The sequence below is a fragment of the Paenarthrobacter sp. C1 genome, from assembly GCF_049315185.1.
Classification (GTDB): domain Bacteria; phylum Actinomycetota; class Actinomycetes; order Actinomycetales; family Micrococcaceae; genus Arthrobacter; species Arthrobacter nicotinovorans.
Genome location: NZ_CP186052.1, coordinates 3913298 through 3926839 on the forward strand (window position 1 = coordinate 3913298; position 13542 = coordinate 3926839).

Annotated in this window: 10 protein-coding genes; 7 read left to right on the plus strand and 3 right to left on the minus strand. The window is 63.8% G+C overall.

What is annotated here, in order from left to right; translation table 11 throughout:
• Window positions 1-328: 328 nt before the first annotated feature.
• Complete coding sequence (locus tag ACNAOU_RS18235) at window positions 329-1684, plus strand: 8-oxoguanine deaminase (RefSeq protein ID WP_422757431.1); 1356 nt, start codon at window positions 329-331, stop codon at window positions 1682-1684.
• A gap of 143 nt (window positions 1685-1827) precedes the next feature.
• Here the strand turns inward: ACNAOU_RS18235 and ACNAOU_RS18240 are convergent, their stop codons facing one another.
• Complete coding sequence (locus ACNAOU_RS18240; protein WP_422757432.1) at window positions 1828-3444, minus strand: hypothetical protein; 1617 nt, start codon at window positions 3442-3444, stop codon at window positions 1828-1830.
• A gap of 449 nt (window positions 3445-3893) precedes the next feature.
• Here ACNAOU_RS18240 and ACNAOU_RS18245 point away from each other — a divergent pair, with 449 nt between their 5' ends.
• Window positions 3894-4826: a type IV toxin-antitoxin system AbiEi family antitoxin domain-containing protein gene (locus ACNAOU_RS18245; RefSeq protein ID WP_422757433.1), complete on the plus strand. Its 933-nt coding sequence runs from the start codon at window positions 3894-3896 to the stop codon at window positions 4824-4826.
• A gap of 172 nt (window positions 4827-4998) precedes the next feature.
• Here ACNAOU_RS18245 and ACNAOU_RS18250 read toward each other — a convergent pair whose 3' ends face one another.
• Complete coding sequence (locus ACNAOU_RS18250) at window positions 4999-5175, minus strand: hypothetical protein (protein ID WP_018778855.1); 177 nt, start codon at window positions 5173-5175, stop codon at window positions 4999-5001.
• A 369-nt stretch (window positions 5176-5544) separates the two neighbouring features.
• Here ACNAOU_RS18250 and pucL point away from each other — a divergent pair, with 369 nt between their 5' ends.
• Together pucL and ACNAOU_RS18260 are read left to right on the plus strand one after the other, a co-directional pair.
• A complete protein-coding gene (gene pucL / locus ACNAOU_RS18255) occupies window positions 5545-6459 on the plus strand; it encodes a factor-independent urate hydroxylase (RefSeq protein ID WP_422757434.1) in 915 nt (304 codons plus the stop codon).
• A gap of 166 nt (window positions 6460-6625) precedes the next feature.
• Window positions 6626-8128, plus strand: a complete 1503-nt coding sequence (locus ACNAOU_RS18260) for a nucleobase:cation symporter-2 family protein (protein WP_018778853.1) — start codon at window positions 6626-6628, stop codon at window positions 8126-8128.
• Between the two features lie 130 nt (window positions 8129-8258).
• Here the strand turns inward: ACNAOU_RS18260 and ACNAOU_RS18265 are convergent, their stop codons facing one another.
• Entirely contained in the window at window positions 8259-9014 is a 756-nt protein-coding gene (locus ACNAOU_RS18265) for an IclR family transcriptional regulator (protein WP_422757435.1), read from the minus strand.
• Window positions 9015-9235: 221 nt separating this feature from the next.
• Here ACNAOU_RS18265 and ACNAOU_RS18270 point away from each other — a divergent pair, with 221 nt between their 5' ends.
• Genes ACNAOU_RS18270 through ACNAOU_RS18280 form a run of 3 tightly spaced genes read left to right on the plus strand, consistent with a single transcriptional unit; the run spans window position 9236 to window position 13532 of the window.
• Window positions 9236-10636: an NAD-dependent malic enzyme gene (locus tag ACNAOU_RS18270; protein WP_422757436.1), complete on the plus strand. Its 1401-nt coding sequence runs from the start codon at window positions 9236-9238 to the stop codon at window positions 10634-10636.
• A gap of 18 nt (window positions 10637-10654) precedes the next feature.
• The gene (aceB, locus tag ACNAOU_RS18275) at window positions 10655-12268 is read left to right on the plus strand and encodes a malate synthase A (protein WP_422757437.1); all 1614 of its coding nucleotides are present in this window, start codon (window positions 10655-10657) and stop codon (window positions 12266-12268) included.
• Between the two features lies 1 nt (window position 12269).
• Window positions 12270-13532: a DUF6986 family protein gene (locus tag ACNAOU_RS18280; protein WP_018778849.1), complete on the plus strand. Its 1263-nt coding sequence runs from the start codon at window positions 12270-12272 to the stop codon at window positions 13530-13532.
• The last annotated feature ends 10 nt before the right edge of the window (window positions 13533-13542 follow it).

Sequence of the window (13542 nt, forward strand, 5' to 3'; positions counted from 1 at the left end):
TCGGTTACCAGGCTTCAGCATGTGCGATGAAGGTTAAGTTGCGCCTGGTAGATAGCTTCCCGAAGTCCGGGTGCCCGCCTTTGGCAGTTAGAGCGTAGCACCACGTTTGTGAGCCGCGCCATAGTTTTTTGAAAACTTAATTTCGTCATACGAAATTACTTAATCCGGGTGGGTGCAGGCCAAATGTGACTGCCCGCGGGCGTTGACTGCCGCCGTCGGGGCTTCTACGCTTTTCTGAACGACGCCCTTGGTGGCGCGTAACCTGGATCAGCAGACAGGGCCTAACTGAGCTGGAACGCGAACACGCCGACCAGACAAGGAACCCCTTATGTCGCAATCCCCCTCCCGGCTGTGGATCAGGAATCCGCTGGGCATCTTCACCGCAAACGACCTCGACGCCGGCGGCGGCCTGGTGGTTTCCGACGGGAAAATCGTGGAGTTGGTGCCCTCGGGCGGCCAACCTTCTTCCCCTGCCGCCGTCTTTGACGCTTCCGGACACGTGGTCCTTCCCGGCCTCATCAACACCCATCACCACTTCTACCAAACCCTCACGCGTGCCTGGGGTCCAGTGGCCAATGCGCCTCTGTTCCCATGGCTGCAAAATCTCTACCCGGTGTGGGCACGGCTGACGCCCCGCAGCCTGGAACTCGCGGTGCAGGTCGCGTTGGCGGAGCTGCTGCTCTCCGGCTGCACCACGGCCGCCGACCACCACTACCTCTTCCCCGACGGTATGGAAGACGCCATTGATATCGAGGTCGCGGCCGTCCGTTCCATGGGCATGCGGGCGACACTCACCCGCGGGTCCATGACACTGGGAGAGGACGACGGCGGGCTTCCGCCCAGGACCACGGTCCAGTCACCTGAGGCGATCCTTGCGGACAGCGAACGACTGATCCGCCAGTACCACGAGACCGGCGATGGAGCCGTGGTGCAGATCGCGCTTGCACCGTGCTCTCCCTTCTCCGTGACCAAGGAAATCATGGCCGAAAGCGCCGCCATGGCCGAACGCTTCGACGTCCGGCTCCATACACACCTCGCGGAAACCATCGATGAGGAGGACTTCTGCCGGTCCATGTTCGGCCTGCGGACCGTGGATTATCTGGAATCGGTGGGCTGGTTGGGATCCCGAACGTGGCTGGGACACGGCATCCACTTCAATGACGAGGAGATCGCCAGGCTGGGGGCCGCCGGAACCGCCGTCGCGCATTGCCCCACCTCCAACATGAGGCTGGCATCCGGGACAGCACGCGTCCTGGAACTCGAGGCGGCGGGTGTGCCGGTGGGGCTGGGCGTGGATGGATCGGCGTCGAACGATGCCTCCAACATGATCCTCGAAGCGCGGCAAGCACTGTACTTGCAGCGCCTGCGCTACGGCGCCTCCGTGCCCGTGGAGCGTGCCTTGGGCTGGGCGACACGGGGATCCGCAGCTGTTCTGGGTCGCTCCGACATCGGGCAGCTGGCTCCCGGGCTCCAGGCCGACCTGGCCTTGTTCAAGCCTGATGAGCTGCGGTTCTCCGGCAGCCACGATCCCGTTGCCGCCTTGCTGCTCTGCGGCGCGGACAGGGCAGACCGCGTGATGGTTGGCGGTCAGTGGCGCGTAGTGGACGGGGCGATACCCGACCTTGACGTGGCCGGGCTGATCGCCGAACACTCGGCTGCGGCGCGGAAGCTCGTAGCCGGTTAGCTTTACGGCCTCTCCGGTGGCCCGATTCGTGGCTTCGCTGCGCACTGTGCCGTGCGTGCGGCACAGTGCGCAGTAAGCCAACGAAACGGGTTCACCCGATGTTCCCGCGCGTCATTCTCCAGCGATGACGCGAAGGGCCTTGGCTAGACCGTGATCTTGTAGACGTGGTGCGTGTACTCATTGGCGAAGGAATCCGTGAACTTCCCGCCCTGCACCGCGATGCTCCGGTTCTCGCCCACAACCTCCACCTGCGTGCCGGTGATCCCTGAGGGAAGCGCAAAGGTCCTGGAACCTGTAGTGCCGTCCTCGCCCATGGCAAAGATGTACGCGGATCCATCCTTGACCTTCAGCATCGAATCAATGCCGTCACCGAAGTCCCATACATAGGACTGGGTATTGATCACGGGCGCCAGGGCCTTGATCTGGTTGTTCACCGCACCGGCTGCAGCTACCTGGTCCTTGAGGCATGCGGTGCCCCTGAGCCGTGCGTCCGCGAAGGCGTCACCACTGATGCAGTCATTGATGTTTTGCTGGTCCGGCGACTGGCTGAACCAGACAATGCCCCGGGCCTCATGAATGATCGAGGCCCACACCTGGGCCTTGGTCTGCTCCGGAGTGAGCTGCCTGTAACCCCCGGTGGAGCCGCCCGTGGACACCACGGTTGGCAGGGCCCAAATGGGAGCCTGCACATTGCGGGCCGCGTTCACCTCGTTCTGCAGGGAAATGATCTTCCCGTAGCTCGACGCCGTACGGCAGTTCGATGTCACGATCGGGGTCTGTCCCACCGGTGTACGCCAACGGAGCTGGTTGTCGCCCCAGTCGCATTGCGGTACTGCGTAGAAGTACTGGTCCACTGAGTTCACATTGGCCGTGTTGTAATAGTCCGCGCTGAACGCCATCGACCGGTCATAGGTAACGATCCCCGAAGTCCAGTTCGAGTAGGTAAACCGGCCTGTCTTGGCGGGGTCGAACTGGGCGGCCAGTGAACGCATGTGCGCCAGGCCCGAGGCGGTGTCGAACCGGCCATCCACTTCATCGTCCAGGAGCGTTCCCACCTGACTGGCCCAATCCGCGGGGGCGTCGTTAGGCGAGAACAACGTGAACATGCCGTTGGCCGTGATGCCCGCGGACGGAGTCGCCGGGTTGCCCTGGGCGTAGGTGTTGATCCCGAGCGCTTTGTCGTACTTCAGCTGCGCGTCGCTTCCGGGCGAGCCGTACCAGACGACGATGGGCAGGAACGCCGGATCATCCCAGCCGGCCGCATCGGACTTCGGGAACTGCTTCCAGTAATCCGGGCCGCCGTCCCACGGGACCCTGGGCAGGTTGGCGAGGCTGCCGGTGCCCGGGGGCGTGGTGGGGGTTGGGGTTGGCGTTGGCGTGGGGGTTGGGGTCGGGGTGGGCGTGGCCGTCACTGTTGGGGTCGGCGTCGACGTCGGCGTGGGCGTGGCCGTCACTGTTGGGGTCGGCGTTGGGGTTGGCGTTGGGGTTGGCGTGGGGGTTGGTGTTGGGGTTGGGGTGGGTGTTGGCGTCGGCGTGGGCGTGGCCGTCACTGTTGGGGTCGGGGTGGGCGTCGACGTTGGCTCTGACGTGGGCGACGCCGTCGACGTCGGCTCTGACGTAGGTTCCGCCGTCGCAGTTGAGGTGGGTTCCGCCGTCGACGTGACCGTCGGGCTTTCCGTGGGCAGGGGCGCGCCGGGGTCCGTGCAGCCGGCGAGGGCCAACGCGAGCACAGCCCCGAGCGTGATGATAGTGGGTTTCATGACATTGTTTTCCTTTGGGTAGCAGCCGCAACCGGACTGCCGTGGCGCCGGATCCCCACTCCCGGCTTCTCTTTTGTCTCCTGCAGCGCAGGGATTATCGGCCGGGAATCCGTGTCCCGGCTCAGCCCGATGACGAGCGCCTGTCCTTGCCCGACCTGCGGCAATGCGACGCGTGCGGACTTCTGTCCGGCGTCATCGAGCCCGCATGTGCGGCCCTTCGTGGGGTCGCGACGGCCTTTTAAGAACCCGGAGGGCGGCCGCCAGCCCAGCTTACGTGACGCAGGCCACATCTGAACTGAATGTGACGCACCCACATCCGACCGGTTCGATGCCCCGCCGCACAACGTGCCGCGCGCACGGCACAGGCTGCAGCCGGGCAACGAAACGGGTTTTCCACATAGGACAACCGGCGACTATTCGTGGGAGCCCTCGCAATCGAGGCTGTTTTGATGACGACGAAATCCCGGCAGTTACCGGAAGGCATGGATTTATGGCGAACCAACGAACTCCACCAGGCCGGCTTCGACGACAGGAGAATTGCTTCCCTGGTGCGGAGCGGGGAGTTGGTGAGGCTTCGCAGGGGGTGCTATCTCAGGGGCAGTACGTGGGCAGCTCAAAAACCCGGCGTAAGGAGCCTGCAGCTGATTGCCGCACACGCCCACGGAACACTAACGACGTCGGCAGGCGGCTTCGTCTACAGCCACACTTCGGCGGCGCGACTTCATGGCTTGTTTCTCCTTAACGTTGATGACCGGGTGCACATCACCACCCCAACCAGAGCTTCTTCCACGTCCCACGGAGCTGACGTCGTGCCGCATACCCGCGCCTTGGCGGCGGGCGACGTCCAGACGGTAAGGGGCATGCCCTGCACCTCACTGGAACGAACTGTGGTGGATAGCTGCCTCATACTCAATGACAAGCAATCCCTGGTGCTGATGGACCACGCCCTACGAAACGGCGCTGACGCCGGGGAAATCCGGCGAAGGTGCGCCCTCCTCAAGGGACGCCATGGAGTCCTCTCGTTACGCAGAGCCCTGGAGAACGCGGACGCGAGGTCGGAATCCCCCGGCGAAACATTGACGCGCGAGCTCCTGCAACGCCTCGGGATCGAGATGCCTGAGCTGCAGGTCAGGGTCTCATCAGCCGAGGGAGATCATCGCTTGGACTTTGCCTGGCGGAAAAAGCGGGTGGCCTTGGAGTTTGATGGCAAGGTCAAGTACTTCGACTACGCGCCCACGGCCGAGGTGCTGTACAAGGAACGGCTGCGCGAGAAGGCCTTGATGGAGCTCGGCTGGACGTTCATCCGCGTCCGCTGGCGGGACTTGCACCGGGAACAGGAGTTCAAAATGCGGGTCCTTCGTGCGCTGCGGCAACGGAGTTGAACCCGGTTCGGGGGTCCGCTGCACACTCGATGCTGCGCACGGCACACTGTGGAGCGAAGCATCGAAGCAGCGGGAGAACCAAGCGCGTCCGGGCACAACAAAGCGGGCGACACCTCCCCAGGTGCCGCCCGCCGTTGGCTCTGTTGCGCAGAGTCCGCGCCCCTGTTGCAGATCAGGGGCGCTGCCGGCCGAACACAGGAAGCGCACGCAGCCAACGGGAGAACCCGCCGGCCTTGCGATCACAGTCGGCCGGAATGTAGAAGTCCGGATCTGTCGCACCAAAGGGCAGGTACAGTTCCTGGCCCGGCGCCGGGAATTCCACGACGCTGTTCGTATCCTTCGAGTCCATCTGTTCCTCCTCTTTCTCGTGCCCAGTTTCCGCTCTTCGGAAAACTTTTATTGTTATGTGGAAAGTGTAGGCAGCGGGCGAGTCGTCCGTCAAGACCCCCGGAGAAGCCGAATTAAGTTGCCCCGGTCACATTCGGGTAGTTCATAACGATCACCGGGAAGCCATATACACAACCCGAAAACATGCGCTACTCTCGAATCAGTTCGTGGCGTAGGTCACGTAACCTGAGAGCAGCAGGCAGGGTCGTAATGAGCTGGCATCCATGGATGCCGGCTCTTTTTTGTTGGGTCGGCTCCACCAGAAACGCAGTGGAAACACGCGCTTAATTTCATTGATGGAACGTAGGTTCCACCTCACAGAAGTTGGGATATGACCATGAGCAACAACATCGTCCTCGGCGAAAACCAGTACGGCAAAGCAGAAGTCCGCGTCGTCAAGGTCACTCGGGATACGGACCGCCACCACATCGAAGACCTGAACGTCACCTCGCAGCTGCGCGGCGACTTCCAGGCCGCACACCTTCAGGGCGACAACGGCCACGTCGTTGCCACGGACACCCAGAAGAACACTGTCTACGCGTTTGCCCGTGAAGGCATCGGCTCGCCCGAATCCTTCCTCCTGCGCCTCGCGGACCACTTCACCGGGGGATTCGACTGGGTCACCGGCGGCCGTTGGGAAGCCGAGGCCTACAGCTGGGACCGCATCCAGGCACACGGCGAGGGACACGACCACAGCTTCGTCGGCAACGGCCAGGAGGTGCGTACCGCCGTCGTCGTCCGTGATGGCGCAACCACGCACGTGATTTCCGGCCTCAAGGACCTGACCGTCCTCAAGACCACGCAGTCCGGTTTTGTCGGCTACCCGCGCGACAAGTACACCACCCTGCCGGAGACCACCGACCGCATCCTGGCCACCGACGTATCCGCCCGCTGGCGCTACAACACCAACCTGGACGTCGCCGGCACGGACTTCAACAAGAGCTACGACGACATCAAGGCCCTCCTGCTGGAAGGCTTCACCGAGAACTACTCCCACGCCCTGCAGCAGACGCTGTTCGACATGGGCAAGAAGGTCCTGGAAGCACACAGCGAAGTTGATGAAATCAAGTTCTCCATGCCCAACAAGCACCACTTCCTGGTTGACCTGAGCCCGTTCGGCCTGGACAACCCCAACGAGGTCTTCTTCGCCGCCGACCGCCCGTACGGCCTCATCGAAGCAACTGTCCAGCGCGAGAACATCGAGGCTGCACCCGTTGCATGGAGCGGCATCGCCGGCTTCTGCTAAACCGCAACACCCCAGGGACTTGCGTGCAGGTCCGGCCCCGAAGCGCCCCGCAAGGGCCGGGCCTGCACCCAAACCCGACCCCAAAAACCCCGCAACACCAAAGATTTTGTTAGCCAGACACAGTTAGCCAGACGAAGACGTCTGCCATGAACCCAGGAAGTCTGCCATGAACATCAAGAAGAAATCCCGCCCCGCGAATACCACCGCCTCGCACCGTCCTGAACGGCCCGAGGACAAGAGGCTCTCCATCGGAAGCACCTTCGCCTACGGCTTCCAGCACGTCCTCACCATGTACGGCGGAATCATCGCCCCGCCGCTGATCATCGGTGCAGCCGCCGGCATGTCCTCGCAGGACATCGGCCTCCTTATTGCCGCCTGTTTGTTCGTTGGCGGCCTGGCCACCATCCTCCAGACTGTAGGCATCCCGTGGTTCGGCTCGCAGTTGCCGCTGGTACAGGGCGTTTCCTTCGCAGGCGTCTCAACCATGGTGGCGATCGTCCAAGGCGGTGGCGGGATCCAGGCGGTCTTCGGCTCGGTGATCGTGGCATCACTGATTGGCCTGGCGATCACTCCCCTATTCTCCAAGATCATCAAATTCTTCCCGCCCGTGGTGACGGGCACGGTGATCACCACCATCGGCCTGACGCTGATGCCCGTGGCCGCGAACTGGGCCATGGGCGGCAACGCCAAGGCCGAGAACTACGGCAGCGTCTCCAACATCGGGCTCGCGGCGGCCACCATGGGCATCGTCCTGCTGCTGAGCAAGGTGGGCAACGCCGCCATTTCCCGGCTCTCGATCCTCCTGGCCATGGTGATCGGAACCATCATCGCGCTCGTTGCGGGCATGGCTGACTTCTCCAAGGTGGGCCAGGGCGACATCGTGGCATTCCCCACGCCTTTCGCCTTCGGTGCTCCAACCTTCGAAATTGCCGCGATCATCTCCATGCTCATCGTCATCCTGGTGACCCTCACCGAGACCTCGGCAGACATCATCGCAGTGGGCGAAATCGTCGACACCAAGGTTGACTCCCGCCGCATCGGCGACGGCCTCCGCGCCGACATGCTCTCCAGCGCGATCTCCCCGCTGTTCAACTCCTTCACCCAGAGCGCCTTCGCCCAGAACGTGGGACTCGTCGCCATCACCGGCATCAAGAGCCGCTTCGTGGTCAGCGCCGGCGGCCTCATCCTGGTCATCCTCGGTCTCCTGCCGATCCTCGGCCGGGTTGTCGCAGCGGTTCCGACGCCCGTCCTGGGCGGCGCCGGCGTCGTGCTGTTCGGTACGGTGGCAGCCAGCGGTATCCGTACCCTGGCCAAGGTCGAGTACAAGAACAACATGAACCTGATCATCGTTGCCGCTTCCATTGGCTTCGGCATGATCCCCATTGCGGCACCGAAGTTCTACGACCAGTTCCCCTCCTGGTTCTCCACGATCTTCCACTCCGGCATCAGCTCCGCTGCGGTCATGGCGATCATCCTGAACATCCTCTTCAACCACTTCAAGGCCGGCAACTCGGACAACCAGTCGGTGTTCGTCGCGGGCACGGACCGGATCGTCAGCGAAGAGGACATCAAGTGCCTCAGCGAAGGCGACCGCTTCGAAAACGGCAAGCTGATCGACGCGGACGGCAACGAAGTTCCGCTCAAGACATCCAGCGCGTCAGAGCACTAGCTCCGGTCCGCAGATGACAAAAGGCGGCAGTGTTTCCTTGGGGGACACTGCCGCCTTCTTTTCGTCCCGGCGGGACGACAAAAGATGGCAATGTTCCGGCGGAACATTGCCATCAAATGCCAACCGGGCGTTAGTTCTGGTTCAGCTCCGCGGAGATGGCCAGGGCTGCTTCACGCAACATGGGCACGGCGCGGTCGGCGAAGCTCTGGTCCACGCGGGTGATGGGGCCGGAGACGGAGATCGCCGTGGGCGTGGGAGCGTCGGGAACGGCCATGGCGAAGCAGCGGACGCCGAGTTCCTGCTCTTCCTCGTCAATGGAGTAGCCGCGTTCACGGATGAGCTTCAGGTCAGCCAGCAGGGAGTCGATATCGCCGATGCTCTTGGCCGTGGGAGTAGGCATGCCGGTGCGTGCAACGATTCCGCGGACCTGCTCATCGTCCAGCTGGGCCAGGATGGCTTTGCCGACGCCGGTATCGTGCGTGTGGGCGCGGCGGCCCACCTCGGTGAACATGCGCATGGAGTGCATGGACGGGACCTGCGCCACGTAGATCACCATGTCGGAATCGAGGACTGCCATGTTGGAAGTCTCCCCGAGGCGTTCCACCAGGGTCTTCAACTGCGGACGAGCCACGGCGCCAAGCTGCTTGCTGGCGCCCTCCCCCAGCCGGATCAGCCGCGGGCCCAGGGCGTAACGGCGATTGGGCAGCTGCCGGATGTAGCCCAGCGACACCAGCGTGCGCAGCAGCCGGTGGATGGTGGGCAGGGGCAGGTCAGTGGACGACGAGAGCTCACTCAGGGTGACATCGCCGCCCGCGTCCGTGATCAGTTCCAACAGTTCAAAGACGCGCTCAACGGACTGCACGCCTCCGGAGGCTTTTTCAGCCATTCCCTTGTCTCCAATGACTCAGATTCCGACAACTCTTATCCGCATCGTGAAAAGAATTGCTTAGAACACCCAAGATACAGCACGAGGCGCACCTCTGCGATGACACCGAACATGACCAAGCAAGGGCTTGTGTTTCCACTTTGTAGATAATAATATCCATAATACGAAAACATTCAGTTTGGAACGGCGGCCCGGGAACGGGCCTTACAGGAGGAATTTCAATGGCGAATCCGAGCCCCGGAAACTCGATCACCCTGCGCGTCGCCGCACCGTCGAGCTTCACCGCTACCAGCGAACTGGCAGCAGCCGTCGGCGCAGCCGGTGCAGCAATCACCGCGCTGGACGTCACGGAATCCCACCACGAGACGATCGTCGTTGACGTCACCTGCAACACCACCGACGACGACCACGCAGCCCGCGTCAAGGACGCCCTGAACGCCCTCGACGGCGTCACCGTCCAGCACGTCTCGGACCGCACCTTCCTCATGCACCTGGGCGGCAAGCTCGAAGTTGTCCCCAAAGTAGCCCTGCGCAACCGCGACGACCTGTCGCGCGCCTACACTCCCGGCGTCGCCCGTGTCTGCATGGCGATCGCGGAAGACCCGGCCGCTGCCCGCAACCTGACGGTCAAGCGCAACACCATCGCCGTCCTCACCGACGGTTCCGCAGTCCTGGGCCTCGGCAACATCGGCCCCGCAGCCGCCCTTCCCGTGATGGAAGGCAAGGCTGCGCTCTTCAAGCAGTTCGCCAACGTGGATGCCTGGCCGGTCTGCCTCGACACGCAGGACACCGAAGAGATCATCATGATCGCCAAGGCCATGGCACCGGTATACGGCGGCATCAACCTCGAAGACATCGCCGCGCCGCGCTGCTTCGAAATCGAGAACCGCCTCCGCGAAGAACTCGACATCCCGGTCTTCCACGATGACCAGCACGGCACCGCGATCGTCACGCTCGCTGCCTTGGTCAACGCCCTGCGTGTGGTGGACAAGAAGCTCTCCGAAGTCAAGATTGTGGTCTCGGGCGTCGGCGCTGCCGGCTCGGCCATCATCCAGCTCCTCAAGGCCCAGGGCGCGCAGCACATCATCGCCGCCGGCCGCTCCGGAGCCATCCACTCCGGCGAAAAGTACGACGACGAGCACCGCAGCTGGATCGCCGCGAACACCAACGAAGAAGGCTTCTCCGGAACCCTGCACGACGCCCTCAAGGGAGCGGACGTCTTCATCGGCGTCAGCGCCCCGCACGTGATCGGCGAGGAGCAGGTTGCTTCCATGGCCGAGGACGCGATCGTGTTCGCCATGGCCAACCCGACGCCGGAAATCGATCCCGTGATTGCTTCCCAGCACGCAGCAGTAGTGGCCACGGGCCGCAGCGACTTCCCGAACCAGATCAACAACGTGCTGGCCTTCCCCGGGTTCTTCCGGGGCCTGCTGGATGCCGGAGCGTCGGACATCACGCCGAACATGCTGGTAGCCGCAGCCGAGGCAATCGCCAACCGGGTAGCTGACGAGGAGCTGAACGCGAGTTACATTATCCCCAGCGTCTTCGATCCCCATGTTGCCGCCGATGTAGCGACCGCCGTAGCCAACGCTGCGCACGCCAACGCCGCCAGCGCACTCTAGAAAAAGGAATCCGCTCACATGGCTATCACAGTCACAGATCCCCAGCCGATCGATCGCGCCGAGGAAATCCTCACCCCCAAGGCCTTGGCCTTCATCGAGGAACTGCACCAGCGCTTCGCAGGCACCCGCAACGAACTCCTGGAGGCCCGCAAGGCCAAGCGCCAAAAGGTCGCCGAAACCAGCCGCCTGGACTTCCTTCCGGAGACCCGCGAAATCCGCGACGGCGACTGGAAGGTTGCCGAGGCACCCGCAGCTTTGCAGGACCGCCGCGTTGAGATGACCGGCCCCGCGACCCCGGCCAAGATGGCCATCAACGCCCTCAACTCCGGCGCCAAGGTGTGGTTGGCTGACCTCGAAGACGCCAGCACGCCCACCTGGCCCAACGTCATCGACGCCATCCTCAACCTCCGCGACGCCGCCCAGGGAACCCTGAGCTACACCTCCCCCGAAGGCAAGGAATACCGTCTCCGCACGGACGCTCCCCTGGCCGTTGTGGTTGCCCGTCCCCGCGGCTGGCACATGGAAGAGAGCCACCTGCTGATCGATGGCGAACCCGCCGTGGGTGCGCTGGTGGACTTCGGCCTGCACTTCTTCCACATCGCCAAGCAGCTTCTGCTCAACGGCCACGGCCCGTACTACTACCTGCCCAAGATGGAGAGCCACCTGGAGGCACGCCTCTGGAACGAAGTCTTTGTCTTCGCCCAGGACTTCCTCGGCATCCCGCAGGGCAGCGTCCGCGCCACCGTGCTGATCGAGACCATCCCGGCCGCGTTCGAAATGGACGAGATCCTCTACGAACTCCGTGACCACGCCTCTGGCCTGAACGCCGGCCGCTGGGACTACCTCTTCAGCATCATCAAGTACTTCCGTGATGCAGGCGAAGAGTTCGTCCTCCCGGACCGCGCCACCGTTGCCATGACGGCTCCGTTCATGCGCGCCTACACCGAACTCCTGGTCAAGACCTGCCACAAGCGCGGCGCTTTCGCCATGGGTGGCATGGCCGCCGTCATCCCCAACCGCAAGCAGCCCGACGTCACCGCCGCCGCCTTCGACAAGGTCCGCGCCGACAAGACCCGTGAGGCGAACGACGGCTTCGACGGTTCATGGGTTGCCCACCCGGACCTCGTTCCCACCTGCCGCGAAGTCTTCGACTCCGTGCTCGGTGACCCTGCCAACGGCGGTAAGAAGAACCAGTTGGACAAGCAGCGCCCGGAGGTGAACGTCACCGCTGAGCAGCTGATCGACGTCGCGTCCGCCGGCGGAACCGTCACGGAAGCCGGCCTGCGGCTGAATCTGTACGTCGCCGTCGCCTACACGGGCGTCTGGATCTCCGGCAGCGGCGCGGTAGCCATCCACAACCTCATGGAAGACGCCGCGACCGCGGAAATCTCCCGCTCGCAGGTGTGGCAGCAGATCCGCAACAAGTCCGTCCTCGCGGACACGGGCAACACCGTGACCCGCGAACTGGTCACCCGCATCCTGGGCGAAGAGACCGAGCGCCTGCGGATCGAGTTCGGCGACGAGAACTTCACCAAGTACTACGAGCCGGCGTCCAAGCTGATCGAGGACATCTGTCTCTCCGACGATTACACGGACTTCCTCACCACGCCCGCGTATGAGCTGGTGGGCTGAGATGGGTTCATTCTCTGCATCCGACCTGGCACACATTGAGTCGCAGCTGGAGGCAACGGACCAGTTGCTTGACCGCAACTACCCCGGCGACGACGGCTCACGCCAGCCCATCCACACCGTCTACATCCCCGCCGACCGCTTCACGCCCACCTTCGTGGCAGATTGGGGCGCCCAGGCACTGGCGACGGCGGAAGCCCACGGTGGCCTCGAAAAGCTCGGTCAGCTGTTGGGCCAGGAACCGCACCTGGCTGCCGCTGTTGCCGAGCGCGTCGCCGCGAAGCTCGCTTCCGAGCCGATCGAGGACCTCCGTCTGGACTTCGAGGACGGCTACGGCGACCGCGGCGATGAGGCAGAAGACGCCGACGCCGTTGCTGCCGCCAACGCAGTTGCCGCAGCAGTTGCCGCCGGAACGGCCCCGCCGTTCATCGGCATCCGCTTCAAGTGCTTCGAAGCACCGACGCGTGCCCGCGGCCTGAAGACCCTGGACCTGTTCGTCTCCACCCTGGCCCAGGCCGGGGAACTCCCTGCCGGGCTGATCCTCACCCTGCCCAAGGTCACCACGGTGGCACAGGTGCAGGCCATGGACTTCGCAGTGTCGCGGTTGGAAGAGGTGCACGGACTCCCCGCAGGCCGGCTCCGCTTCGAGGTGCAGGTGGAAACGCCGCAGCTCATCATCGGTGCCGACGGGACCTCTCCAGTAGCCCAGCTCCCCCACGTTGTTCCGGGCCGTATCAGCGCCCTGCACTACGGGACCTACGACTACAGCGCCTCGCTGGGTATCTCCGCCGAGTACCAGTCCATGGAGCACCCCGTGGCCGACTTCGCCAAGGAAGTCATGCAGCTCGCTGTTGCCGGCACGGGAATCCGTCTCTCCGACGGTTCCACCAACATCATCCCCGTCGGTGACGCCGTGGAAGATGCCTGGAAGCTGCACGGCCGGCTGGTCCGCCGTTCCCTGGAGAACGGCTACTACCAAGGCTGGGATCTCCACGCCGCCCAGCTGCCCAGCCGCTTCTCGGCGTCGTATGCGTTCTACCGCGAAGGCCTTCCCGCCGCGGCACTGCGCCTGCGCAACTACGTGGAACGCACCGAAGGCGGCGTCATGGACGAGCCGGCCACGGCCCGTGCCCTCGCAGGCTTCGTCCTCCGCGGCGTCCAGTGCGGCGCAGTGGGGACCGACGAGGTCAAGGCGCTTGCCGGCGTCGAACTTTCACAGCTGACCGCGCTTGCGCACCCGCGGCTCGCACAACCGACTTCCCACTGATAGGAGCTTC

What these genes read in the sequence shown, in the direction of transcription:
- ACNAOU_RS18235 (WP_422757431.1), top strand. Translation starts at nt 329, where the DNA reads ATGTCGCAATCCCCCTCCCGGCTGTGGATCAGGAATCCGCTGGGCATC.
- ACNAOU_RS18240 (WP_422757432.1), bottom strand. Translation starts at nt 3,444, where the DNA reads ATGAAACCCACTATCATCACGCTCGGGGCTGTGCTCGCGTTGGCCCTC.
- ACNAOU_RS18245 (WP_422757433.1), top strand. Translation starts at nt 3,894, where the DNA reads ATGACGACGAAATCCCGGCAGTTACCGGAAGGCATGGATTTATGGCGA.
- ACNAOU_RS18250 (WP_018778855.1), bottom strand. Translation starts at nt 5,175, where the DNA reads ATGGACTCGAAGGATACGAACAGCGTCGTGGAATTCCCGGCGCCGGGC.
- pucL (WP_422757434.1), top strand. Translation starts at nt 5,545, where the DNA reads ATGACCATGAGCAACAACATCGTCCTCGGCGAAAACCAGTACGGCAAA.
- ACNAOU_RS18260 (WP_018778853.1), top strand. Translation starts at nt 6,626, where the DNA reads ATGAACATCAAGAAGAAATCCCGCCCCGCGAATACCACCGCCTCGCAC.
- ACNAOU_RS18265 (WP_422757435.1), bottom strand. Translation starts at nt 9,014, where the DNA reads ATGGCTGAAAAAGCCTCCGGAGGCGTGCAGTCCGTTGAGCGCGTCTTT.
- ACNAOU_RS18270 (WP_422757436.1), top strand. Translation starts at nt 9,236, where the DNA reads ATGGCGAATCCGAGCCCCGGAAACTCGATCACCCTGCGCGTCGCCGCA.
- aceB (WP_422757437.1), top strand. Translation starts at nt 10,655, where the DNA reads ATGGCTATCACAGTCACAGATCCCCAGCCGATCGATCGCGCCGAGGAA.
- ACNAOU_RS18280 (WP_018778849.1), top strand. Translation starts at nt 12,270, where the DNA reads ATGGGTTCATTCTCTGCATCCGACCTGGCACACATTGAGTCGCAGCTG.